This is a genomic window from Pantoea sp. M_9 (assembly GCF_008631385.1).
Lineage (GTDB): Bacteria > Pseudomonadota > Gammaproteobacteria > Enterobacterales > Enterobacteriaceae > Pantoea > Pantoea eucrina.
The window spans coordinates 71,306-97,938 of the sequence record NZ_VWUF01000007.1; the positions used below are offsets into that span (position 1 = coordinate 71,306).

Sequence of the window (26,633 nt, forward strand, 5' to 3'; positions counted from 1 at the left end):
CCAGACAGTATCTCTTTAACTTTCCTACAAGGCTTTTTGATCCAATGTTGATCAAGCCCTGGATGTGATTTTTTGGTAGGGATTAGTGTGAAAATGTGATCACAAAACTGATCACCGAAACAGTGATAAAAACCACCAAATGGTAAACAACGTAATGATCAAGCATTCTTAAAAAATGTATAACCTTTATAAAAACCGGATGCAGATAAGTTACAAGAGGCTTCCTTGCCTCACTGTAAAATTTTACTCTAATCCTTCTCCGTCAATGATAGACAAAACTCTATCTAAATAAGTCTTACCCATCTTGCTTTCGGTCGCTTCACGCAGATATTTAGGTATACGCTCTACAAACTCAGAGCGTGACAGCGGCTGATGCTCAACTAAAGCTTCAATCATAGCAGGGCGTAGCAATTTATTTTCATCTGCAATATAGGGACACTCTATGTCTATCACCTCTCTGGCAAAACGTTCAAGCCGCAATCTAAGCGGCTCGGCACTATCGCTAAAAGCTGATACATCCGTACTGACTTCATGTTCTTCAACAACTAACTGTTCGATAGCCTGCTCTTCAGAATATTCATGTTCAGGAACTGTGGTTTTTAATTGATGTAATTCACGAATAATAGGTTCCAAAATCTCTTCAGGATTACTAAACCAATCTGTGGACCATATACGACGAATCCGCCATCCCAGTCCCTCTAACACATCCTGCCGTAAGCGATCCCTGTCACGAGCGGACTTAGCAGAATGGTAAGTTGCACCATCGCACTCAATCCCCATTAAATAACGTCCCTGCTTACCGGGATCACGAACCGCAATATCAATAAAGAATCCGGCTACCCCGACCTGAGGTTCACAACGGAAGCCAGCACTTTCCAGCGCTGTAATAACGGCTACTTCAAAATCACTATCCGGCGCTTTTCCGGTAATCTGAGAAAGCCCATCCATGTTGCCCTTTTCAGCAAAGTGCAAAAAGCCGCGTAAGGCCTGAACGCCACGCTTAGATGTTTCTGTTACCTGAACATCTTCCGCTCGCATTGAGCTGAAAACATGCATCCTTTTTTTGGAACGAGTGAAAAGAACGTTCAAGCGACGCCAGCCGACATCTGAGTTGATAGGGCCAAAGCGTTGATATACTTTGCCATCGGCCTCACCCGGCCCATAAGTAAACGAAATAAAGATGACATCACGCTCATCGCCCTGAACGTTTTCGAGGTTCTTAACAAAGAGTGCATCGCTTTTCGTTCTTAATCGATCGATAGCCGCCTCAGCTTGAGAGTCTTCACGACACATTTCGTCAATGGCTCGTTCAATTTGTTCACGCTGCTTTGAGTTCATGGCTACGATCCCCAAAGACTCCTCAGGTGAATGAATTGCATGTAAAGCCACAGCTTTGGCAATAACTCGAGCTTCTTCAATATTATGCTGATTAATAAAACGGCCGTTTTTAACGAAGCTGAATTTAACGCCATACTCTGGAGCATGAGCGTTAGGTGATGGGAAAACCACTAAATCACTGTTATAAAAATGACGGTTAGAGTAGGCGATCAGGCTCTCGTGCTGAGAACGATAATGCCATCTTAAACGGCGCATTTTGAAAAGCGGCAAAGAGGCATCAAGAATACTGTCAGTCTGACTTACTGCAGCGGTGTCTTCGTCATCATCATCAATGCCTGCACGATCAAAGAAGCTGGTTGGCGGAAGCTGTTTAGGGTCACCAACTACGACAATTTGCTTACCGCGCGCGATAACTCCCAACGCATCCTCAGGCTTAACCTGTGAAGCTTCATCCATCACAACAAGATCAAATTCAATGTCACCCGGTTGAAGGTAATTAGCCGCAGACATTGGCCCCATCATAAAACAGGGCTTCAACTGGAGCAGTGCGCGACCGGCTCGATTAATAAGTTGACGAATCGGAACATGCCTCGTCTTCTTGCCAGTCTCGTTTCTGATAAGAGCCATTTCCGTATAGTCTGCTTTTCTTCCCCCTGATGCACCTTGGGGAACCGGGTTTCTCGCAATAACGGCTGCGATACGTTCACGCTGCAGTTTCTGAAGCGCCTTGTCATAGTCACGAAATGTTTTCTGCATGGCGCTCCGGCTATTACCCGATACCCGCAGAAGATGCGGACGTTCAGATGCAACTTCGCGCGCCAGCTGATCGAAAATAGCCATCTGCAAGCCGGTATCAATGTGTTCAATTGCAAGTGTATGGCTCATGATCGCATCACGGATACGCTGTAGCCCGTTACTTTCAATAGCTTTAGATACTCGGGTAAAATTAAGCCAACCATTTAACCATCGAGGTTTAGATATAGCTTCTTTATTACGCTCTATTAATGCGGAGAGACGATCCTGGCATCGTTGCTGCCATTGCACAATATCAAGATGAGTCTCCTGTGCAAAATTCACTTGCCGGTCTGTTTGAATTCCCCACTTGTGCTCAAGGGTGTTTAAATGCTGTTGTAGGCTTCGGTACTCATCGCCGCCGGATAACTTTTTGATTGCATCAGCCAAATCAGAATTGTGGATTTCTTCACGCATTTGTTCTGTAAAAGTAATAGTTTCACTCATCACATTTAGAAGACGCGTGTTATCTTCACTTGCTCCAAAAGCTATTTCATTGGCTATCGAAAAAATATCGCCAGGCAAGGTATCTTCACTTATAGCACTCTGCTTTTCTTGTATTTGATGCAAGATGACGACCTTTTCATTTACTGTCTCCAAAGTAAGTTGCTCAGCTGTAAACCATTGCTGTATTGGAAACAGTGCATCCTTAAGGTTCGCTATAAGAGGTGAAAAAATATTTGTGTCACCGGTCAGTGTTTGAACGTTTTCAGGAAATAAAACGTTTGACGGGATAGTTTTCTCATACTCTTTCAGTTTGGTGAGATGCTGCGAGATTTGAGTATCTACACCTTGATGTTTTAACTGCTGGATGCCTTTGAAAATCTGGCTATCCAAAGTGAGTAAAGCGCTGCCTATGGCAACGTTAGCGCCGAAGCCGATCCCCCAGACACTACGCACTTTGCTATACCAGTCTCGAAGCTGCCGCATCTGGCTCGGCTCGGTTTCTAATCCTTGATAAAGCTCACCGAAAATTTGGCTAAAATTACGTGCCTCAAACTCAGCTAGTTCTTGAGCATACTGACGAAGCCTGGGCAGTTCATCATAAAGCGTTTTCCATTTTGTATTAGGTTCGCTGGATAAGCCGATTAGCGTATTTTTGGCTTGTCGCCATGAGCCGCTTAACCAGCTGAACAAGCCAGAGTCGTGCAAGCTGCTTTCAATAGTCTTCAGCTGTTCATCATCAGTTACTTTATTCAGTACAAAGCGTGACTTTAACTGGTCGCGCAAGGTCTGTAACGATGTCAACCGCTGGCTTAACTCTTCGATCAGCGGCTCGATACCATCATCATCGAACCTTTCATGTCTGTATTTAACTAAATCGCCAGGTAGCTCAAATGCAACATAAATAAATGTCGCTATTTGACTAAAACCTTGCGGAGTAACAGGAAATCTTTCGGAAACAGAAGATGGTAAAGATTCAAGTAGTGCGGAAAGATGCTCACGATCTGATTCAAAAGAAGTATGCATTTGCTCTAAACTACGAATCAGACGTACGACATCAGCAAGCGTGGTCACGCTATCCAGACCAAACGTTTTAGCGATATTCGGGAAGTCAGGCGCAGAAGTCCCTTCCTCAAGGAGACGCAATTTTTCAGGCATCAGGTAGTCAGCCATATGACGATAATCAGCCTGAACGACATTGAAATCCATCAACCAATTTTTTAAATGTTCAACCTTATTGTCATCAAGCCTAGCGTAAGCCTGAAAATCAGCTTCAGCGGGCAGATCCGGAAGTCGACCGGACAACTCAACTAACTGAGTCTGCCAGCTCATTTCGTCATGGTTGGCAGTAACAATCGAATACTGATTTAGAAAATCTGAGAGTGCCTGCTGCCATGAGATTAGCGCTACATTCCATTCATTCAGAACTGAAACAATTCTATCACTGTCGAAAAGCTGGATATCGACGTTATTGATGCCATACCAAGGATGCTCCAATAGTTCAGCCTGCTCACCGACCTGTTGACGAAATTCCACAACGACATCTTTAAACTCTTTGATTTGGTCACGTAGTCTTAACTGCGCCACGCGATTCAATTTCTGCCCGGAAAGGTTTTCTATATGCAGTTGAGTTGGATCGATACCCAGTTCGCGTCGATAGCGTGTCGCCCCGGTCAAAATCTGGTGAACAGTAAGCTCGGTATGCCTCCAGATCTCATTAATTTCCTGAGCGTAACTGTTTAACTGACTCTTTAAATCTTCATAGCGTGAAATCTCTGCGTCAATTTGCGCAGGCGTTTTTTGCAATGACGGATTATGCAGCCTTTTCTGAATATCCTCTAAAACCTTACGCTTATGCGATTTATGACTGTGAAGTTCCAGACAAAAATCACCTAATCCCGCCTTATCGAGCCTGTGTTTTACCACCTCTAGCGCAGCGAGCTTTTCCGCAACAAAGAGAACCTTTTTACCATTTAGCATCGCAGCGGCAATAAGGTTCGTTATTGTTTGTGATTTACCCGTCCCTGGTGGTCCTTCGATTACCAAATTTTCGCCGTTTACAGCATCAATCAGAGCGCTATGCTGCGAACTATCGGCATCATAAATAAGCGGAAATTTTTCATGAATGTTATCGAGAGTATCTATCGAATACTCCCTGGACAAGCTTCCTGTATTCGAATTATTTCCTGCCTGAGATGTAAAAAGGCGTTTGATCACTTCATGATTCAGTAAGTTTTGACTGCCTTGAGGCCAACGCTCTGGATCAAGATCCAGATACATCAGCATCTTGCTGAAGTTTAATAAGCTCAATGCTCCGTAGCGACGCACTTTCCAGCGCGGCTTATTCTTTTCGATGATTGCCTGTATTTGTTTGAAGTAAGCTTCAGGTAACATCTCGTCATCAAGGCTGGGCAAAGCAATACCAAAATCGCCCTGTAATTTTTCATGCAGCGACAAATTAGGGATAATGTCTTCCCCGGTATAACGTAAGTGGTAACGATAGAGGCCGGCCTGTGGATCGAGCTTACCTTTCTCAAGCGTCACCGGAACAGTAAAGAGTGGAGCAAGTCGAGCCTTATCTGAATCTTCGCTTTCATACCATTCCAGAAAGCCAAGGGACAAATAGAGAATACCGGCCCCCGTCTCTTCAATTGCGACCTGCGCCTTACCATGGATAGAGCGCAACACGGCTTCCAGCTCGGCTGGATAGTAAAGTGTCTGAATTTGGTCATCGGTCAGGGATGCCTGAACTGATGGTTTACGCAACGGCTTGCCCGCTTTCGTATCGCGCTCAAACTCACCGATATCTTTGTAGCCAAGCCGGGTAAGAAGAACATCCAGATGTTCGCCTGGAAGGCCAGAGTTAGCCTCAGTACTTCTGATGCCTGCTAAAGAGCCCCCGTTTTCTTGCAGATGCTCAAGGATGACATCTCTTGCTTTGATTACCAGCTCATAATCTTCTGATGAGATATTGTTTTGAGCGCTACTCAGCAACTCATAGCTGGTATTGATACCCAATTTTCCAGCCCAGGTTTTCGCATCGGGTAAGGATTTCGTTGCTTTCTCTTCTGCTGAAGAGGCATTTTTCTCCAGATAACCAAAATGCTGTAACTGTGCTTTGGTCGGATCCGGAACAGGAGCGAACTGCATGACCTGTTCTGACCTGAGGGTTTGAAATAGCTGATCTGGCAGCTCATTGATGATACGTAATGAAGAGTGCTTTTGGTTAACCGGAAAATTTAATAGCCGGTTTCGTGAAGTCAAATCCAGCAATTTACGCCGCATATCCTCAAGTGATTTAAGGATATAACCTTGAGATTTGTCATCGATTGAAGAAGAGTGTTCCGCCATATCAAACCCTGTAGATCATAGCAAAAGATTAAAAGAACTCACCAACCTGTCTGTTTTCAATGTCTGTCAGGAATAAAAGCCGTGCCACTTAAAGTCATTATGTCTATCGTGACGAGTTCTGTTTTTTATTACTAAAGATAGTGAATTCAGAGACAGACCTTACCGGGAGACAGGCTTCCTTTTTATCTGGGAAACCCAACCGGTAAGCATCGGGATAGCAAAATCATACTCTGAGCAGTGATGAACACAAGAGAATAATCAATAAGGAAGGTTTAACAAAAAGCACCAAGCTGCATATTTGACTTAGTAAGGTTAAAGATCTCACCGCTCTGATTTTCTTGGCTAAAGGCATTAACGAAGCACGTTATTTGTGCAAAAATCGGTCCATCTTCCTTCACATTTATCTGACTGGAAATGCTATGGCTGGCGTGAACAAAGCTCAACTGACTGAAACCGATATCGTAACTAAATTTATTCTGCCTGCGGTCAAGAAGGCTGGATGGGATGATATGACGCAAATTCGCCAGGAGGTGAAGTTACGTGATGGCAAGGTAGTTGTGCGGGGTAAACTGGCATCCCGTCAGAAAGTCAAATCAGCAGATATAGTGCTTTACCATAAGCCAGGTTTACCGCTGGCAGTGATCGAAGCGAAAGCAAACAAGCATGAAATCGGCAAAGGGATGCAGCAGGGACTGGGTTATGCCGCCTTGTTAGAGGTTCCTTTCGTCTTTGCCTCAAATGGCGATGGCTTCATATTTCACGACAAAACGAACCCCGATCAGCTGGAACGAGAGATTATACTTGAAGAGTTTCCAACGCCTGCTGAGTTATGGGAGAAGTTCTGTCTCTGGAAAGGCTATACCGCCGCACAGCTGCCTGTTATTACGCAGGACTACTATGACGACGGCTCCGGTAAATCGCCGCGCTATTATCAGCTTCAGGCAATCAATAAAACGCTTGAGGCTATCTCAGCAGGCCAGAACCGCATCTTATTAGTGATGGCAACCGGTACCGGCAAAACCTACACCGCCTTCCAGATTATCTGGCGGTTATGGAAAGGCAGGCACAAGAAACGCATTCTGTTCCTTGCCGATCGCAACATTCTTGTTGATCAAACCCGTACCAACGATTTCCAGCCTTTTGGTCAGGCAATGACCAAAATCACTGGCCGCACTGTCGATCCCGCTTACGAAATCCATCTGGCGCTGTATCAGGCAATGACAGGAACAGAAGAGCATGAAAAAGCGTATAAGCAGGTTGCGCGTGACTTCTTCGATCTGATCATCATTGACGAATGTCATCGCGGCAGCGCCGCTGAAGACAGTGCCTGGCGCGAGATTCTGGAATATTTTAGTAGTGCGACTCAGGTCGGTTTAACGGCGACGCCGAAAGAGACTCATGAGGTCTCAAATACGGACTATTTCGGTGAGCCGGTTTATACCTATTCGCTTAAACAAGGCATTGAAGATGGCTTCCTTTGAAGTGGTCAACTAAAACTGGCCACCGCGTTAGAGTTTTTCCAGTATCGGTTTTCCGATTCGTTTGGTGGTAACCCACAGTTATATTCATGCGGCCTGAGCGCGCTGTAATACCCAACGATATAGTCCGTTATAGCGTGAGCTGCTTCGCTGAAGCTTACGTAGCCCGTCATCGGCACCCATTCGTTCTTCAGGCTCCTGAAGAAGCGCTCCATTGGGCTATTATCCCAGCAGTTTCCGCGCCGGCTCATACTCTGCTTGATTCGGTATCGCCACAGTAACTGCCGGAACTGCCTGCTCGTATAATGACTGCCCTGATCGCTGTGGAACATTAACCCCATGGGCTTACCGCGAGTTTCCCATGCCATTTCCAGCGCTTTCATGGTGAGCCTGCTGTCCGGCGAGAACGACATTGCCCAGCCCACTGGTTTTCTTGCGAATAGGTCGAGGACAACGGCGAGGTACGCCCAGCGTTTACCAGTCCAGATATAGGTCACATCACCGCACCACACCTGGTTTGGCTCTGTTACGGCGAACTGTCGCTCAAGATGATTCGGGATAGCAACGTGCTCATGCCCCCCACGCTTATACCGGTGAGTCGGCTGCTGACAACTGACCAGCCCCAGCTCTTTCATGAGTCTGCCAGCGAGCCAGCGCCCCATCTGGTAGCCTCTCTGGGTTGCCATTGTGGCGATGCTCCTTGCTCCGGCTGAACCGTGGCTGATGTTATGCAGCTCCAGCACCTGGCTTCGTAATACAGCCCGCATGCCGTCTGGTTTTTCAGGACGGTTTTGCCAGTATTTGTAGCTGCTGCGATGAACCCCGAACACGTGGCAGAGAGAGGCCACTGAATAACGCGCCCTGAGTTTCCCGATTAACGAGAACTGTTCAGGGAGTCTGACATCAAGAGCGCGGTAGCCTTTTTTAGAATATCGTTTTCCATTTCAATACGTTGTAGCTTTTTCTTCAGCTCACGTATTTCGATTTGTTCTGGTGTTATCGGAGAGGCTTTTGGTGTTTTGCCCTGACGCTCTTCACGCAGTTGCTTGACCCATTTTGTCATCGTGGAAAGACCGACATCCATAGCCTTAGCGGCATCAGAGACGGTGTAGTTTTGATCGACAACCAGCTGAGCGGATTCGCGTTTGAATTCAGGACTAAAATTTCTTCGTTTCATTGGTGCACCTATATTGTTCTGAGGTGAGCATATCACCTCTGTTCAGGTGGCCAAATTCAGTAAACCACTTCAAACACATGGATTGTTGAACTCGAAGATATTGAAAAAGAAACATCTAGACTTTTAAATAGAGTTACTTTTGCCGAACGCCCATTCAAAAGCTCAAAAAATAGATTTTCATGCGGGGACGTACTATATGGAAAGTTACGCCCATATTTAAATAAAGTATTTATTGCTGATGATGATGGCGTTTGCACCACTGAGATAATTCCCGTCAGACCATTCAACGGAATTACTTCAGAATATCTGAGCATATTACTAAAATCCCCTGATTTCATTAGATACGCTAACGAATCAACACATGGCATGAATATGCCAAGGTTAGGTACTGATAAAGCAATAAATGCGTTAACACCTCTAGCTCCTGTGAATGAGCAAATAAATATCGTTCAAAAAGTAAATGAACTCATGTCCCTTTGTGACCAACTGGAGCAGCAATCCCTGACCAGTCTGGAAGCACATTCACAGCTGGTTGAAACGTTGCTGGCAACACTCACCGACAGCAAAAATGCTGAAGAATTAGCCGAAAACTGGACGCGAATCAGCCAGCATTTCGATACGCTGTTCACCACCGAAGCCAGTATCGATGCACTTAAGCAAACCATTCTGCAACTGGCGGTGATGGGTAAACTGGTGCCGCAGGATCCGAACGATGAACCTGCATCTGAACTGCTTAAACGTATTGAGCAGGAAAAAGCGCAACTGGTGAAAGAAGGTAAAATTAAAAAACAAAAACCTTTGCCGCCAGTGAGTGACGAAGAAAAGCCTTTTGAGTTGCCGGAAGGGTGGGAGTGGTATCGCTTTGAAGATACTGTTGATATCCAAAGTGGTATAACTAAAGGTAGGAACCTTGTAGGTAGAGAATTGATTTCAGTACCATATCTGCGTGTAGCAAATGTTCAACGGGGATATCTCGATTTATCGGAAATTAAAAAAATAGATATTCCTGCTGATGAAAAAGACAAGTATCAAGTTAAAGTAAATGATCTATTAATTACAGAAGGCGGTGACTGGGATACTGTTGGAAGAACTGCTGTCTGGACTGACTCTTCATTTTACATGGCTAATCAAAACCATGTTTTTAAAGCCAGACCGATTATGAATGAGTTGAATGTCAAATGGGTTGAAATATTTATGAACTCATCGGTTTCACGAAAGTATTTCGCGAGTGCTAGCAAGCAAACAACAAATTTGGCGTCAATAAATAAAACTCAGCTTCGCGGATGTTTTATTGCATTACCTCCAATTAGTGAGTCAAGTAGAATTTTAGATCAATACATGTCACTTTTGAATCTTTGCGACGGCCTAAAATCCCAACTGCAATCAGCCCAGCAAACCCAGCTACACCTGGCGAATGTACTCACAGACGCAGCGCTAAGCTAAGGAACAGACGATGCCGGTTCATCATGCTATCTGGCGGGTAGGTGATACCCCCCAGCCACTGACTATCAGCAAACTGGCCAGCGAGAGTTTGCTGGAAAGAATGATCTTGAACGACCCAACCATTCTTTCAGATCAGTGGATGATTATCGGTCATCAGGAAAATACGCTCGATAAGGGGCGTATTGATCTGCTGGCGATAGCGCCTGATGCCTCGCTAATCCTGATAGAGCTGAAACGCGACCGCACACCGCGCGAGGTAGTCGCTCAGGCGCTGGATTACGCTTCATGGGTAGACGATTTAACCGCAGACCGCCTGTCACAAATTTATGAAAAATTCTCTGGCGGCGGTAATCTGGGTGACGCCTTTAAACAACGTTTCAATACTGAGTTAGAAGAAGAGTCTATTAACCAGTCACATCAAATCATTATCGTAGCGGCGGAACTGGATCCGTCCACCGAACGCATTGTCGACTATCTAAGCAAAAATGGTATCTCTATTAACGTGCTGTTCTTCAAAGTCTTTCAGCACGGGGACGAGCAGTTTTTAAGTCGCGCCTGGCTTCTCGATCCCAGCGAGACGCAAACTAACGCTTCTCAGGCCACTGCAGGTACGAGTGCCCAATCAAAAGAACCCTGGAACGGAGAGTTCTATGTCTCGTTCGGTGACTCAAATAGTCGTAACTGGGAAGAGGCGCGACGTTACGGGTTTATCAGTGCCGGTGGCGGAAGCTGGTACAGCCAGACCTTAAAACAGCTTCAGCCCGGTCAACGCGTCTGGGTTAACATCCCAAAAACAGGTTATGTAGGCGTCGGTATTGTGCAAAGTGCCGTTGAGCCGGCCAGCAGCTTTACAATCAATACTGAGGCTGGTGAAAAACTCGCGATGGACGTGCTTAAGCATGGAGACCTTTATCGTGATAACTCAGATGATCCCGATAAATCGGCTATTTGCATTCAAGGGTTGGAATTCATCCATTCTAACCCTTGATTCTTAGTTGGACAAAAAAGCTGCTTCTGGTTGGATTTTTCTGTTTTTTACCACCCTGCGAGAATCTAACATTGGTTGGATTCTCAGACGCGCCCTCTCTCGCGTTAATCCAACTCTCCACCTTCTGCCTGCCTCAACAATGTCGGAATGTGCGGCCCATACTCGACCTTGCCTCGTCCTGCTCGAATACCACTGCCGACCTTGCGGGCTTCTTTGGAGTACAACGTCTTTGCACGGATGATGTCATAGCTGTAACCCCGACCTAACCGGTTGGACATCTTGATCAAGCCGTTGAGCCCTTCGGTATACCCATTGGTGATTGAGAACGGCGCATCCCAGTAGGCAAAGATGTCGTCGTAATGGTTGTGTACCGTTTTCACCAGTTTTTTNCATGCCATAAGGCGGCAGGCTGTTCTCCCAAGCCTCAAAGGCGTTCTGAGCGCTCTGCTTGTCGGGTTCGTCGTAGATGCAGAAGAAGGTTTCCTTGAAGTCATAGGCCACGGCAAGTTCTGGGATCGCCTGCTTTACAACCTCCAGCGCCTTTTGCTCTGCGGGCGTCAGGTTGCCGGGCCGCTTCAGGGTGAGCCAGCGAATGGACTTTTTGACGTAAATCCGATCTTCTTTGCTTAACTGTGCCTGATAGTTCTTGCGCTCCGCTTCCAAGGCTTCAGAGGCCATCTTGACGACATGGAACTTGTCGATCACCAGTTTGGCGTTGGGCAGATACTGAGCAAAGGAACGCTTGAAGGGTCGCCACATATCCGTACAGACCCATTCCACCTTGTCAGCATCCGGCAAATCCTTGAAGAAGGGCTTCAGGTGCTCTTGAGTACGATGCTCCAACATATCAAAGACGTTGTTGGTTGCCAGGTTGGTGATTACACAGCGATACCCACCGGCCAGGTTCACTTCGTCGATACCCATGATGACCGGGGTTTCGTAACGAACGGTTTGGGAGAGTTCCTCAATGAGATCGTGAGCGATGTTCTTGACGGTGTTCACCGCCACACCGGTTTGCTCGGCTAAAGCATGGAAGGTGGTTCCCAGGCACTGTTGCCGAATGACATCGACCAGCCGTTTGGTGGCTCGGCGTTTGTCATCCAGAAAACTCAACTCCGGCATGGACATTTTGCCGCACGACTCACAGCGAAAGCGCGGGCGCTGAACTTCAAGGCGGACGGGCTCCATGTACAACGGCGTGTCCATGAACTTGTTTTTGCGCGTGCCGTGTTTGTGCATAGGAGTGTTGCAGTCCCCACATAACGGCACCTCGACCGTTACCGGCTCAGCAACTATCACAAGGCACTTGCTTTCGTGGCGCATATCGACCGGCTTGATGCCTGGCAGATTCAGCAGGTCAAGCATCGGCTTAATCCATATCCAGGTCGATGTCTTTGCCTTCGCGCAGCAGGTCATACACCATATCAATCAATGCGGTCATGCCCTGACGGTCAGACTTGAGCACCTGGGTTGCCAGCTTCTGATGACTGGACAAAGCACGAACAACCGCTTGCTGAACAGCGCCAGGGAGGTTGCCTTTCATGGCCTGCTCACGGGTGTTGCTTTCCACCTGAGCCATGACGACATCGCTTTCACCGGCAATCGCTGAAATCTGATTAACGAAAGCCACCTGATCCTGGATCGGCGTCGCCTCACCAAACAGGCTGTTGAGCCTCTCGATAATCTCTTTGACGAATTTCGGCTTGTCGCCTGCCGCGCCACCACCGCCTGCACCTGCTGGTTGCAATACCGGAGTTTTGCCTTCGTCTTCTACGTCATCGGGTCGAGCATTGATGTCGAAGCCAGTAAGCACCAGGCCTGTCAAGTCCACGGTTTCCGGTGCTTCGTGCAGCAGGCGCTTTTGCAGCAGCTTGGCGAAAGCGGCAAAGTTCTCCAACTCCGGGTCGCCAAAATCAATCAGTTGGGCGATATAGGAATAGGTACGGCAGAAGCGCCCCAGGTCCGACTTGAAGCCCATCAGCGCCTTGATTTGCTCGGCATACTCATCCTGGTGGTGATCGGCAGACTTCATGCCCGCCTCATCACCCTTGGCGCGGGCCTTCTCAAACGCTGCTTCCCAGGTTGCCATGCCATCGCGCAGCATTTTCATCTTGTCGTTATACAAGGCCGTCGCTCCAGCCGTAGCGGCATACAGCGCCTTGTGCTGCGGCGATTTAGTATGGGTGATATCGCGGATGGTCTTGAAGCGGGCTTCCTTGAACGCGGCCAAGTCCTTCTCGTCGTACAGGCCGTGCTCGTCCAGTCGCTCTTTGATCTCGTAGACCACATTGAGGTCTTGCACTTCGCCGATGTGAGCGCCCTTGTCATAGGTGGCAAAGGCCTTGCGCACGTTCTCCGGGTCGTTCACGAAGTCGATGATAAAGACCTCATCCTTGCCTGGTGCCGTCCGGTTCAGGCGGGCGAAGGTCTGCACAATCTCCACATGGTTGGCGATTTTCTTGTCCACATACATGGCGACGAGTTTGGGCTGGTCAAAGCCGGTCTGGAACTTGTCGGCCACCAACATCACCCGGTATTCCGGGCGGTCAAAGGCAAAGCGCAAATCCTGCCCGTGGACATCCGGGTTCATGCTCTGCTCGGTGAACTCCTCGTTCTCATCGACGATAAACACATCGTCCTTGAACTCGCCATCATCCTGGTGCATCACCTGCTCACCGGTCATCTTGCCGGAGAAGGCCACCAGTGAATGAATAAAGCCGTACTCGCTGTGCTGCTCGATATAGCGGTCAAACGCCTTCTTGTAGCGAATGGCAGCGGCACGGGAGCTGGTCACGACCATCGCCTTGGCCTTGCCATCCAGCCGGTGGGCGACGTTCTTGGTGAAGTGCTCAACGATAAACTGCACCTTCTGGGTCACATTGGTGGGGTGCAATGACATCCACTGTGCCAGGGCGCGTTTGGCGGCCTTGCCGCTCACCCGCTTGCTGTCTTCAAGCTGCTTGGAAAGGTTGAAGGCCGTTTTGTAGGGCACATAGCCGTTCAACACATCGAGAATGAATTTCTCCTCAATTGCCTGGCGCATGGTGTACAGGTGGAAGGCTTGCGGCGGGTTATCGTCCGAGGCCGGTTGGCTTGGATCTGTCGGGCGACCGAACAGCATCAAAGTGGAGTGCTTGGGCGTGCCGGTAAAGGCGAAGTAGCTGATATTGTCCGGGCGGGCGCGGGACTTTTGCAGTTGCTCCAGCAGTTCATCCACCGTCATGGTGGACATCTTGCCTTGTCCGCTCATCCCCAGCGCGGCTTGCAGCTTAGCGGCGGTAGAGCCTGTCTGCGAGTTATGCGCCTCATCAATGATCACAGCAAAGTTTTTCCCTTTCAGGGCCTTGTCAGTGATGATGGCTTCCATCGCGTAAGGGAAGGTCTGGATCGTGACCACCACAATCGGCGTGCCAGACAACAATGCCTCCGAAAGCTGCTTGCTCTTGGACTTGGATGACTTCTGCCGGTCAATGGCGGCGATCACCCCAAACTGATGGTCAATCTGCTTCACCGCGTCCTGGAGCTGGCCGTCCAGCACATTGCGGTCAGTGACAATGATCACGCTGTTAAATACCGCGTCGCCGTTATCTTCGCGCAGTTTCACCAAGTCATGGGCCGTCCAGGAAATGGTGCTGGTCTTGCCGGAACCGGCGCTGTGGTCACACAGGTAGGTCATGCCTGCGCCGTTTTCGCGGGCATCGGCCAGCATCTGGTTCACTGCCGTCCATTGGTGGAAGCGCGGGAAAATCAGGGTTTCTTTCTTCGACCAGTTGCCCTGAATATCCACCACGTCCTTTTTCTCGACGTAGACAAAGCTATGGAAAATCCGCAGCCAGGCATCCGGCTGGCAGACCGCCTCCCAGAAGTAGGCTACCGGGTATTCCTGGGTACCATCGGCCTTAATCTCACCTGGCGGGTTACCCGCATGTACCGTGCCGCTTTCGTCCTTGCGCCCCTTATTGAANAAAAAGGTGTTTTCTCCATCCAGCTTGGTCGCCATCATGATTTCAGAGTCGGACATGGCGAAATGCACCACCGCCCCACGCTTGAAGGTCAGCAATGGCTCCCGGCGTTTGGTCTTGGCGTCATACGGCAGGCGATCATTGCGGTACTGATCCATGGCCGCTTCGCAGGACTGGGTGAAGTCGGTCTTCAGTTCGACGGTTGCCACCGGTAGACCGTTGATAAACAGCACCAGATCAATGGCAAATTCACGGGCCGGGTGATACTTCAGCTCCGGCACCACGCGCAGGATATTGGCCTGGTAGCGCTCAATGACTGCTGCATTGCGCTTGTCTTCCGGTGCGGCCTCGGTCATCTCGATCAGGCCGCAACCGGCAATGGAAAAGCCCTGGCGCAACACCTGCATGGTGCCTTGTTTCTCCAGTGCTTTATCCAAGCGATCCATCAGCACTTCAAAGGTTTTTACCCCGTTGAGCCGTTCCAGCTTGTTCCATTTTTCCTGCTGGCCGCTGGTTTTGATCCAGCTTTCCAGGTCCTCGGGGTACACCGCCCGCTCGGTGTCGTAGAACTTGGAATCACCCAGCTTCCAGCCCTGTTCTACCAACCGGTCGATGATGTATTGCTGGAAGTGTTTTTCCTGATGTGCTGCTGATTGCATTTATTGTTTTCCTCGCAAATCAATCTGGCCGGTGACAGCGGCGGTGATAAAGGCGGCGCGGCGTTCTTTGAGCAGGGTGATACTTTGTTCTGTTGTTCTTGCAAGAGCATCAATCCTCGCCGTTTCCTGATCCAAGAATTTTGCAATTTGCATTTGTTCATCCGAGCCAGGCTTTGGGAGTCTAACTTGGCGAAAATTGCCATAGTTAAGATCCTGTCCATCACGAATAAAACTCGATGTGGCCTGCAATCCTTGTATGTACGATCCAGACTTGAACAGGTAGGCAAAATAATTCTTATCTGCACCATCTCCCGCCTGTATAACAACGTAAGACGAGCGAACACACCCAAGAGCTTTGACTCTCTCAATACCACCCTGGAAGCTCCTCATGCTGATGACAAAATCGTCCAGTTCAACGTGTTTGCGTTGTTCCAGGTTTTTCACTGCATGGGTGACTTGCCGCCCTTCTAGCTGTTCATACTCTGCTAGAGAAATAACCCCATATTTTTGAGTTGCTGAAAGATGCTGGTCGTCCTCGTGCGCTCGCTCTTTACTTTCGACAAATAGCCATGTGCTTGGAACGACCTCCCAATGCTCCGGCACCTGCCCAATCCACTCAACGCCTGAATCCTTCATCTTCGCGTTGGAGTCTAGGCCCTTGGTGACAGCATGGGTAATCAGCGCCAGGCGCTTTTCCTTCAGCAACTCGATAAAGCGGGTTTTCTTCTCGATAAGCGCATCAATACGGGCGGTTTCGCGGTCGAGGGTGGCGGCGATGGTAAGACTTTCTTCATAAGATGGGATTGCAATTGGAATGGAAGATTGCTCGCCTTCAGACAAACTTGGAACTGCTCCTGGTCTAGCAAAGAACGAAAAATCTATAGCATTCATCAAATAAAAAGCGTACTTAACAGGAACCTTTTTAGAGTCAACTATAAATCCTGTCATGTTATTGTCTAAACAACATGCTGTCCTTGAAATTCTTCTTCGATTAAGTAATAAAGCAGCCCCAATTTTTGCCCATGCGATTGTGTTATTTGGAAATACAGTCGCCCCCAAATCTTTAGCTTCGCTTCTTGATATTGTATTAGAAGACCCAATCAACGAGATGTTATCTTGTGATTTTGATAAATCACCTACCTTATAGAATGGTAGTTCATTATCAGGCCGCCCCTGCATATCAATTGGAAATCCAGAGCCTCCTTTTAAAGTTCCTAGGTGCTTCAATTTTCCTGTTTTCCATTCTTCTGGCACTTGTCCAATCCACTCTACGCCGGAATCCTTGTACGCGGGATACGCTTTATACTGGCTCATTCGCTGGCCACCTCAGCCAGTAGTGCCGCAATCTCGGCTTCTACCTGCTTCAGGTCTTCATCAATATCATGCAGCTTGCGCGGCGGCTGGTACTGGTAGAAGAAGCGGTTGAAGTTGATCTCGTAGCCAACGCGGCCCAATTGACCATCCCTGGCATCGGTAAAGCTCTCATCCAGCCAGGCATCCGGCACATGAGGAAGCACTTCGCGGGCAAAGTAGTCGTCGATGTCCTCCAGATAGGGGACGTTCTCGTAATCAGTTAAATCTGTGTCTGGCACCAGCTCGCCGTTGGAATCCGTGACTGGCTCGGCTTTCGGGTCTTTGTGACCAAAGGCATTGATCAGCGCGGTGATCAATGTCTTGTTGGATTTGACCTTGAGCTGCTTGGCTTCGTCGGACTTGATCGAGTTCCTAACAAAGGTTTCTGTCCAGCTATAGGGCTGCGTTTGCCCGATCAGCGGCTTGAGGGCTTCGCGCCAGAATGTCTGATGCGCGTCAGAGAGCTTTTCCCAGGCAGCTTCGGCTTCCAGCCTCTCCATGCCCACCTTATCCAGCTCCAGGGTCATGCGCAGCGGGCGCAGGACCTTGATACGGCGGTAGCCAAAGGTACGGTAGTCGAGCATCTGGGAAAGCGCACCGGTTTCGCCTGCGGCGTAGATGTCCAGAATCTGGCGGCGCTGCTCATCGCTGACAATACGGCGCTTGTTGCCCTCGTTGCGGATTGAAGTCCACAGGTCGGTGGCGTTGATCAACTGCACCTTGCTTTTGCGCTCCTGCGGCTTCTTGTTGGACAGAATCCACAGGTAGGTGGCGATATTGGTGCGGAAGAACAGATCCGTTGGCAGAGCCACAATGGCTTCAATCAGGTCGTTTTCCAGCAACCAGCGGCGGATTTCCGATTCGCCAGACGCGGCACCGCCGTTAAACAGTGGCGAACCCGACAGCACGATAGCGGCGCGGCCACCGCCGTTGATCGGCAGTTCCAGCTTGCTCGCCAGGTGCATCAAAAACAGCATGGAGCCATCGCTGATTTTCGGCAGGCCCGGCCCAAATCGGCCCAGCTCGCCTTTTTTGTGTTCAGCTTCGACGGCGGTTTTGTCCTTCTCCCATTTCTTGCCAAAAGGCGGATTGGACAGGCAGTAGTGGAAACGCTCACCGGCAAACTGGTCGTTGGACAGCGTGCTGCCCTGACGAATGTTCTTCGACAGATCGCGGCCAGGGTCGGACTCCAAACGGCGGATCAGCATACCAGCCACACAAACCGCATGGGTTTCCGGCTCCAATTCCTGCCCGTGCGGCACCAGCACTGGCGGGATCTTGTCGCGGTTACCGTAGTCGCTCACATGGTTCATGGCATCGGTGAGGAAGCCACCCGTGCCACAGGTCGGGTCATACAGGGTACGAATCAAACCGGGGCTGGCCTCAAACAGGGCATCATCCGGGTCAAGCAGCAATGCGGTCGCCAAGTGAACGATGTCACGCGGCGTCATGAAGTCCTCGGCCCCTTCATTGACCTCGGCACCAAAGCGGCGAATCAGGTGTTCGTAGATGTTACTCATCACCCGATCCGGCACCACGTCCGGGTGCAGGTCGATCTTGGCGAAGTTCTGGCAAATCTTGTACAGCAAGCCCGCTTTCTCCAGCCGGATCACCGTATTGCCAAACTCAAACTCCTCGAAGATAGCGCGGGCGTTATCCGAAAACAGTGCGATGTAGTCTTCCAGATTGCGGCGCGTCTTGGTGCTACCCAGGGTGCCAAGGGAGTATTCAGAGGTGTTGTAGAAGGGGTATCCAGCGGTTGAGCGCAGAATGGTATCCAGCTCAACATCGGCATCCTTGAAAGCGTCATGCGCTTCTCTCACCGCCTCGCGGGTCGGCTCCAGCGCACACTCCAGGCGGCGCAGCAAGGTAAACGGCAAAATGATCTTGCCAAAGTCCGTATGCTTGAAGTCCCCCCACAGGTCTTCCGCGTTCTTCCAAATAAAGTCAGCCTGTGAAGCTGCCGATCCCGTAAATTCGTTCATTCTGGCCTCCAACCACCTTTTGCACAAAACAGTACAATTTCAAGCAAGTGATTGTCAACCACCTTTTGCACAAAAGGGAGGTTAATTCCAGTTTAACTACTCAGACAGAATCCAACCTTATATTGCAAATAGCCGATTTTACCAAGCGTCTGCTGCGTGATGCCGGCCTTCGCGTTGCGCCGTGGATCAGCGTAACGCAGGCAGAGCGCGACACGCTGGACGCGGCAGCGGTCATTGCGCAGCTGGGCCTGCCGCTGTTTATCAAACCGGCTAATCAGGGATCGTCGGTGGGCGTCAGCAAAGTTACCGATGCCGCTGAGTTTAACGCTGCTGCCGATCTGGCGTTCCGTTTTGACCGCAAAATCCTGATTGAAACAGGGATTGACGGGCGTGAGATTGAGTGCGCGGTGCTGGGTAACGACGCGCCGGAAGCGAGCCCGTGCGGAGAAGTGGTGGTGCAGGATGCGTTCTACGCCTATGACACCAAATATATCAACGCCAGCGGTGCGCAGGTGGTGGTGCCGGCAAACATCAGCCGGGAAAACAGCGCGGCTATTCAGGCAACCGCGCTGGCCGCCTTCAAAGCGCTCGAATGTTTTGGCATGGCGCGTGTCGATGTGTTTCTGACGGATCGCGACGAGATCGTGGTGAACGAAGTGAATACCCTGCCCGGCTTTACCAATATCAGCATGTATCCCAAGCTGTGGCAGGCGGCAGATCTGAGCTATCGCGATCTGATCTGCCGCCTGATTGAGCTGGCGCAGGCGCGACATCAGCAGCGTCAGCGCTTAGCCAGCACGATGTAAGCAACGCTCAGGCCACATGACTGGCGCTCAGCGCGGCGGCGGGCGCCACCTGGTTACGTCCGTTGCGCTTGGCGCTATAGAGATGTTTATCTGCTGCGGAAATCAGCCGGTTGATCACCTCCGGCCACTCCCGCTCGTGCCGCGCGCAATCCCACGCAAGGCCCATGCTGGCCGTCACCGTCACGCTGTTTCCTTTGATCCAGAACTTTTCGCGCGCCAGCGCCTGACGCACGGACTCCGCCAGCCGGTAGAGCTGTTCCGGCACGGCATCAAACACCACAATCACAAACTCTTCGCCGCCAAAGCGGCAGATCATGCCCTGCTGCTGCGCCACCTGCTGAATGCGACGTCCAATCTCTTCCAGCACGCTGTCACCGGCGTCGTGTCCGAAGTTGTCGTTAATGGTTTTGAAGTAATCGACATCCAGCATGATCACGCCGGTATGGCGCTGCAGAGAAAACGGCATCTGTTTCAGCTGTTCATACAGGCCGGAGCGCGACAGCTGCTGCGTCAGCACATCGACGTTTGCCCGCAGCGCCAGACGCTGATTCAGCTGGCGGATAGCGTCCATACTGACCGCTACCAGCAGCGGGCTCAGTGCAACGGTCGCCACCCCGAGGCGTGCCGACGTGAGGTGGCCAATCGGCAACAGCGCGTCGTTACCCTGAATGTTCATCACGCCGTGAGAAACCAGCACGATCTCTGTAATACCGGTCAGCAGGATCACCACGCTGGTGACCGGCATAGGCAGCACAATCGCACACCAGATCAGCGCCGGCACCGGAAAGGTCAGACTGCCGGCACCGCCAATCAGCGCGCCCGCTGTCAGCGACAGCACCACGGCGAGCAGCGGCAGCAGCGTCGCCGGCGTCAGCAGCTGACGCAGAGAGACGCTGCGCAGCGGGCGGGCCAGCATAACGGGCAGCAGCATCAGCGAGGTCGAGATCTGTTCGCTGAACCAGTCAGCCCATGCGACCACAAAGCGCGCATTGAAATCGATGCCCTGCGCCCAGGCGCCCCAGGTCGCACAGGCAGCGGCCCCGAGTAGACAGGCGGGAAAAATGCGCATCGCGTTGACGACCTGACTGCTGGCAGCCGGTGTCTGCAACGGTCTGATCAGCATACAGACCGCGACAAGCGTAAACAGAATATTGGCGATATTGATCGTGACAGCAGCAAAGGCCCAGCCTGAAAAGACCGTGTCGTTAAAAATCATCGCGGCCAGAGCAACAAGATAGCTGGAGGGCGTATGCAGAAAAGGCTGACGGACAATCAGCCCGGCAATCAGCGCATTGACGGGCCAGAATAGTGAAAACTCTTCAGGAACCCGCAGGTGGCTGCCAAGAAAACAGAAAAAGAGCGTAATTAAGAACAGCGTGAGAGCATTTTTCTTATCGTTATGTTCATCAAACAGCGAAACGCGCATTCATCCGCATCCTGTAACCTGAAATCGTTGCCGCGTTGCAGTGGCACCCCCTTTTATTGAACATCACATCGCGCGGTGCCAATTCAGCGAACAGGTTCGGGTTTACTCTCCTGTTCGGCTGGCTAAGGCATCCGGCCTGCAGACGTTCTGCCGCCGATTATGCCGCGCCCGAACAAAAACCGTCTACCCGTGATATCCGATTTTTGCCGGGCATAATCACTTACTTAACGGCTACCGGCCACTGGCTCAGCCGTATGCCCCGCTCCGGCGCATTCTCACCAAAGTCACGCAGAACCGCTTTCACATCCGGATCGAGATATTCAGCGTTACCCTGCTCCACAATCACCAGGCTGTTCTCCGGAATTTCTGCCAGCACGCCCTGCAGCTTAGGGTTATGCATAAAGGTCAGGTTCTGATGAAAGCGCAGCACATAGTGATCGTCATGGCGGGTCAGCTGCAGCGCATTGCGGTGACTCTGATAGATGCTGCAGAGGATCTGCACGGCGATCCCGAGGAAAATACCGGCCAGCATCCCCAGCAGGATGATGCCGCCAATCGTGGCCAGAAAAGGCACCGACTGCGCCCACCCCATCCGGATCTGCTCAGCAAACAGGCGCGGCGTCGCCAGCTTGTAGCCGGTATAAAGCAGCACGGCGGCCAGGCTGGCCAGCGGGATCGCGTTGAGCAGCGAGCTGAACCACAGGCCGCAGACCAGCAGTAGGACGCCATGGATCAGAATTGAGAGTTTACTCTGTGCACCGACGCTGACGTTAACCGAACTGCGAACAATGACGGCGGTAATCGGCATTGCGCCCAGTAACCCTGCCGTTAAGTTACCTATTCCCTGCGCCACCATCTCTTTATCAGGCGAGGGAGCCGGATACTGCGGACGCAGTTTTTTCAGCGCCTCCTGGCTAAGCAGCGTCTCCAGGCTGGCGACCAGCGCCAGCGTGACCGCTACCACCCAGACGGCGGGATTTTGCCACGCCAGCCAGTCCGGCGTTTCCAGCTCAGCGGCCAGCGCGCTAAGGCTGTCAAACGCAGGCAGTACGATACGCGGTAACCCGTCGCCCAGCGCCGGAAAGAGGCGGTCTCCGGCGAGGGTTGCCATACAGCCAATCAGCACCGCCACCAGCGGACCGGGGATCCAGCTGAGCACCCTGACTGACTTAACCAGCGGCGTGGTCCAGAGCCAGAGCGTCAGCAGGCCCGCGGCTGCTACCCCAATAGCACTGGCTGAGAACGCTACATTGCCTGACATCAGCGCCCCCAGCCCACCCTCTCCGGCTGCGCCCAGCGCCACCGGGATCTGCTGCATAATCAGTAAAATGCCGATTGCGGCCAGCATGCCTTTAATCACGCTGCCGGGCACCAGCGCGATAAACCGCCCGGCGCGCAGCAGGCCCAGCAGGCACTGCAGGACACCTGCCAGAATCAGCGCAGTCAGAAAAGCAGAAAAACTGCCCAGCGTCTGGATGGACGCCACCACAATCGTTACCAGCCCTGCTGCCGGGCCGCTGACTGCAAAACGCGACGGACTCAGCGCGGTTACCAGCAGCCCGCCAATCACACCGGTAAGCAGACCGGCGAAAGGCGGCAGACCGCTGGCCTGAGCAATGCCCAGGCAGAGCGGCAGCGCCACCAGAAATACCACCAGCCCGGCCGGAATATCCTGCCGCAGTGTTTTAACGTTCATGGCACATAATCCTCAGCTGATTGCGGTACAGATGACGCGGGTAGTGTTCAGCACAACCTGCGCTATATTTATGACGCGGCAAAACGGCGCCGCGATATTTCACTGATAACGGTTTTTGTATCATCACAATCATCTTCTCTTTATGCCTGCGTATCTGATTTGCAGATAATAAACGCCCTCTGAGCAGGAGGCCGTAAACCTCCGCAGCGGGGACAAAGCAGCTTCACCTCACAAAAATTGGTTATAGCCGCTTAAGATTTAAGTTGCATCTTTATTATTTAACGCCGCGGGACGGCAGCCGTTTTGTAAAATAAAAGTCAGGAAAAGTAATTAATAAGTCAGTTTAAGCAAGCATATTTAAAAGAGGATAATTAGTTAAAGCTATTATATTTCAATGGGTAAAAACTCATGAAAAATAAAGTACGAAGCCGGCTGACAAAAATATACATATTATCGGGCAGCAGCGTGCACCGCGCTGGTGAATAATCGCACTATAACCAGGATAGTTCTTAGTTATTAAAATTAATGCTTAGCGCAATAATCTGTAATGCGCGGAAGAAATCAGAACTATTCACCCATCGCTGGCGTAAAATCAGGTTATATATTGTGAAATGCCACCAGCGCCTGGCAGCTAACGCAAAATGTAAATATGCGTGGCTCTGACGGTAAAACGTAATCCCCTGCGCTGCCGGATGTTTTTTCAGCGGTCAAATTATTTACCGTCCCACTCTTTTATGCAGTTACTCCGGCTCTGCCCGGCAATCTCAGCGCAGGCCATCGTGAAGCACAGCGCTGCGATAGGGGCAGTCATAAGCCGAACGCATAACGTTAGCCGTGATGAGAAAGATATCTGCCGGAGCGCTGTAAAAACGTACCGGTTAACGTAAGCTGTGCGCAGTCGCCAGTTACGTTCAGGTCACAGGAGAGAAGTATGGAGAGTAGAATCTGCGGTCCGCGTTCAGTGCTGCTGGATAGCCTGACATGGCTGGAGTATGCCTTTCAGCCTGCGGGCCTGCCTGCACCTGAGGCTGCCGCTTACGGGCATCAGCGTCACAGCGCCCGCGTGGTGTTATCGGGACAAAACCGGCCGCCAAAAAGCTGTGAATCTGACGGTGTGATTGCTGAAGATAACCGTCCGGTAGCGGTTTACACTGCCGACTGTCTGCCGGTGCTGTTTGCCGATCCCGTGCAGCAGCAGGTGGCGGCGATCCATGCCGGGCTGAACGGCACGCTGAGCGGAATTCTGCAAAGCGCGCTGGATGCCCTGCTGGCACGCGGCGCAAGGATCGATACGCTTTGCGTCGCTATCGGTCCGGCCATTGGCCCCTGCTGTTATGAGCTGGGCGAGGATCGTATCCGCCAGATGCAGCAGCGCAGCGATCTGCCGCCGCTGCAGTGGACGCATCAGCAACCCGTGAATTCGCAGGCGGTACGTGCGCAGGCGCTGGCGCAGCAGCAGGGGGTGTGGTTCAGCCTGCCCGGGCTGGCGCGCAGCATCCTGCTGCAGCGCGGACTCGCGCCGGCACAGATTGATGTGGTCAACGTGTGTACCTACTGTATGGCCGAGGCGGGATCCAGCTACCGGCGCAATACCCACTTCAGTATCGGATACCAGTCGCGCTTTTCGTGGATCCGCCGTCGTTAATCGCTTTACCGCCCTGTGAACGGCCGGTCAGTGGATAAGCGCGCTAAGCGTCAGCGGAGCCGCGCCTCCAGGCGGTGAGATTGGCGCTTCCTTCTGAATCTCCACTGTTTGAAATATTGTCAGGCAGGCTCTCCGGCCACGCACTACACGGCTACGCGCATACCGCCATCGACAAACAGCAGATGGCCATTAACGAAATCTGAGGCGGCAGAGGCCAGAAAGATGGCGGCACCAATCAGCTCTTCCGGCTTACCCCAGCGCGCAGCAGGCGTACGCTTAGTCAGCCAGCCGGTAAACGCGGGATCGTCAGCCAGCGGCTGCGTCATCTCGGTGACAAAGTAGCCCGGCGCAATCGCATTAACCTGAATATTGTAGCGCGCCAGCTCGACGCACATTCCCCGCGTCAGCATGGTGACCGCCCCTTTAGAGGCCGCATAAGGCGTGATGGTGTCGCGGCCCAGCTCACTCTGCATTGAACCGATATTGATAATTTTGCCGCGCTGGCGCGTTACCATCTGCTGCGCCACTTTTTGCGAGACCAAAAACACGGCGGTCTGGTTTACCGCAATTACGTCATGCCAGTCCTGCTCCGGAAACTCCAGAAAAGGCCGCCGACGCTGGATGCCGGCGTTATTTACCAGAATATCGATGGCGCCCCACTGCGCTTCAATTTCATCGATCGCCTGATGCACCGCGCCGGAATCGGTTACGTCAAACGCTTTGGCACGGGCTGTGATCCCCTGCTCACGCAGGGCGGCGGCGGCGCGCTCAGCTCCTTCAGCTGTGGTCGCGTTAATAATCACTTCGGCGCCGGCTTCACCCAGGCCCTGCGCCAGCAGAAAGCCGATACCGCGTGCTGAACCGGTCAGCAGTACACGCTTGCCGGCCAGAGAAAAAAGTGCGTTCATAGTATCTCCCTAAAAAGTCAGCTGAACTTTTGCCGCGCGGGTTTTATCGCTGGCAAACTGCAGCGCCGCATCACTATCCTGAAGCGGGTATTCTCCGCTGTAGAGCGGCAGCGGGTTGATAACGCCCTGCGCCAGCCACTCAACTGCCGTATTGAATTCATGCGTAAAACGGAACGACCCTGTCAGATTTATCTCTTTGGCAATCAGCGTCATGAGAGGGAAATCAGGAAATGCGCCGCCCATTCCTACCTGCACCACCGTGCCTCTGGCACACACAACTTCCAGGCAGCGCTGCAATGACGCCGGATGGCCGGACGCTTCAAACGCAACATCGAAGTAACCCTTATCCGCCATCCAGCCGGTGAAATCGCCGCTTGCCGCGTTAACTATTTGCGTGGCACCCATTTGCTGCGCCATCTCCAGCGAACGTTCACTGATATCGCTGCAGACAACCTCTGCAGCACCACGCGCCTGCGCGGCAGCGGCAATCAGACAGCCAATTGGCCCGGTACCGGAGATAAAGATACGCTTACCGGTAAGATCGCCAGCCTGATGCGTGGCGTGAATGCAGACCGCGAGCGGCTCAGCAAACACCATCACCTTTTCATCGGCATCCTGTGGAAAAGGCACGCACTGGCTGCTCGCCACCACTTTGTGCCGGGTAAATCCGCCATCGACGTGCGGGAGATACATTGCACTGCCAAAAAAGCGCATGGCGGTACACTGGTTCTCCTGCTGGCGCTGACAATATTTGCATTCACCGCAGGGTTTAGCCGGATTGACAGCCACTTTTTGCTGCGGCTGCAGGCGGGGATCGTCGCTTTCAATGACGTAACCAACCACTTCATGCCCGAGTACCATGGGCATTTGCAGCGCAAAGCTGCCCACTTTTCCCTCCTGGTAGTAGTGCAGATCGGAGCCACAGATTCCGCCGCGCGTAATACGCACCAGCGTGCCGGAGCCATCCCATTGCACCTGCTGCTGTGCGACACTGACCTGCTTTTTGCCGGTAATAACGCAGGATTGCGTTTCAATATTCATGTTTATCCTGTGAGTCTGCTGATGTGATGACTATAAAAACGGGTTAAACAGGATAAAACTGTGATGAACATCACTCAGAACGATGTTACAGAAAAGATGTTACCGGGAACGTGAACTGGCTATCAGGTTGCTGCACCCGGG

At 51.4% G+C, this 26,633-nt stretch carries 10 protein-coding genes and 5 pseudogenes; 5 read left to right on the forward strand and 10 right to left on the reverse strand.

Annotation, left to right across the window (positions count from 1 at the left end; genetic code table 11):
• Nucleotides 1-243: 243 nt before the first annotated feature.
• Nucleotides 244-5,925: a DUF4011 domain-containing anti-phage protein Hhe gene (gene hhe, locus F3I15_RS11830; RefSeq protein WP_150018047.1), complete on the reverse strand. Its 5,682-nt coding sequence runs from the start codon at nucleotides 5,923-5,925 to the stop codon at nucleotides 244-246.
• 419 nt (nucleotides 5,926-6,344) lie between these two features.
• Here hhe and hsdR point away from each other — a divergent pair.
• Nucleotides 6,345-7,403, forward strand: a pseudogene (gene hsdR / locus F3I15_RS11835) (EcoAI/FtnUII family type I restriction enzme subunit R); the annotation flags it as partial.
• Between the two features lie 8 nt (nucleotides 7,404-7,411).
• On the opposite strand, the gene F3I15_RS11840 reads toward hsdR, so the two are convergent.
• Nucleotides 7,412-8,580, reverse strand: a protein-coding gene (locus F3I15_RS11840; protein WP_150018048.1) for an IS3 family transposase whose coding sequence is annotated in 2 segments (ribosomal slippage) — nucleotides 7,412-8,331 and nucleotides 8,331-8,580 — 1,170 coding nt in all. Because the reading frame shifts where the segments join, the coding sequence is not laid out codon by codon here.
• A 411-nt stretch (nucleotides 8,581-8,991) separates the two neighbouring features.
• Here F3I15_RS11840 and F3I15_RS11845 point away from each other — a divergent pair.
• Both F3I15_RS11845 and F3I15_RS11850 read left to right on the forward strand, forming a co-directional pair.
• Nucleotides 8,992-10,023, forward strand: a pseudogene (locus F3I15_RS11845) (restriction endonuclease subunit S); the annotation flags it as partial.
• A gap of 10 nt (nucleotides 10,024-10,033) precedes the next feature.
• On the forward strand, nucleotides 10,034-11,011 hold the full coding sequence (locus F3I15_RS11850) for a nuclease (protein WP_223810709.1): 978 nt from the start codon (nucleotides 10,034-10,036) through the stop codon (nucleotides 11,009-11,011).
• 104 nt (nucleotides 11,012-11,115) lie between these two features.
• Here the strand turns inward: F3I15_RS11850 and F3I15_RS11855 are convergent.
• The 4 genes and pseudogenes from F3I15_RS11855 to F3I15_RS11870 form a co-directional block, all read right to left on the reverse strand.
• Nucleotides 11,116-12,376 (reverse strand): annotated as a pseudogene (locus tag F3I15_RS11855) (ISL3 family transposase).
• Nucleotides 12,377-12,380: 4 nt separating this feature from the next.
• Complete coding sequence (locus F3I15_RS11860; RefSeq protein ID WP_150018050.1) at nucleotides 12,381-15,632, reverse strand: type I restriction endonuclease subunit R; 3,252 nt, start codon at nucleotides 15,630-15,632, stop codon at nucleotides 12,381-12,383.
• Nucleotides 15,633-16,220: 588 nt separating this feature from the next.
• Nucleotides 16,221-16,946, reverse strand: a pseudogene (locus F3I15_RS18465) (restriction endonuclease subunit S); the annotation flags it as partial.
• The gene (locus F3I15_RS11870) at nucleotides 16,943-18,970 is read right to left on the reverse strand and encodes a class I SAM-dependent DNA methyltransferase (RefSeq protein ID WP_150018052.1); all 2,028 of its coding nucleotides are present in this window, start codon (nucleotides 18,968-18,970) and stop codon (nucleotides 16,943-16,945) included. The pseudogene F3I15_RS18465 and the gene F3I15_RS11870, both read right to left, overlap by 4 nt.
• 134 nt (nucleotides 18,971-19,104) lie before the next feature.
• On the opposite strand from F3I15_RS11870, the pseudogene F3I15_RS11875 reads away from it, so the two are divergent.
• Nucleotides 19,105-19,776 (forward strand): annotated as a pseudogene (locus F3I15_RS11875) (D-alanine--D-alanine ligase family protein); the annotation flags it as partial.
• Nucleotides 19,777-19,783: 7 nt separating this feature from the next.
• Here the strand turns inward: F3I15_RS11875 and F3I15_RS11880 are convergent.
• The gene (locus F3I15_RS11880; RefSeq protein WP_094111012.1) at nucleotides 19,784-21,202 is read right to left on the reverse strand and encodes a GGDEF domain-containing protein; all 1,419 of its coding nucleotides are present in this window, start codon (nucleotides 21,200-21,202) and stop codon (nucleotides 19,784-19,786) included.
• A gap of 220 nt (nucleotides 21,203-21,422) precedes the next feature.
• On the reverse strand, nucleotides 21,423-22,898 hold the full coding sequence (locus F3I15_RS11885) for a SulP family inorganic anion transporter (RefSeq protein WP_150018054.1): 1,476 nt from the start codon (nucleotides 22,896-22,898) through the stop codon (nucleotides 21,423-21,425).
• Nucleotides 22,899-23,829: 931 nt separating this feature from the next.
• Here F3I15_RS11885 and F3I15_RS11890 point away from each other — a divergent pair.
• Nucleotides 23,830-24,543 (forward strand): polyphenol oxidase family protein, encoded by a 714-nt coding sequence (locus F3I15_RS11890; RefSeq protein ID WP_150018055.1) that lies wholly within the window; start codon nucleotides 23,830-23,832, stop codon nucleotides 24,541-24,543.
• Nucleotides 24,544-24,686: 143 nt separating this feature from the next.
• Here F3I15_RS11890 and idnO read toward each other — a convergent pair whose 3' ends face one another.
• Nucleotides 24,687-25,451, reverse strand: a complete 765-nt coding sequence (gene idnO, locus F3I15_RS11895; RefSeq protein WP_150018056.1) for a gluconate 5-dehydrogenase — start codon at nucleotides 25,449-25,451, stop codon at nucleotides 24,687-24,689.
• Between the two features lie 9 nt (nucleotides 25,452-25,460).
• On the reverse strand, nucleotides 25,461-26,492 hold the full coding sequence (gene idnD / locus F3I15_RS11900) for an L-idonate 5-dehydrogenase (protein ID WP_150018057.1): 1,032 nt from the start codon (nucleotides 26,490-26,492) through the stop codon (nucleotides 25,461-25,463).
• Nucleotides 26,493-26,633 lie beyond the last annotated feature (141 nt).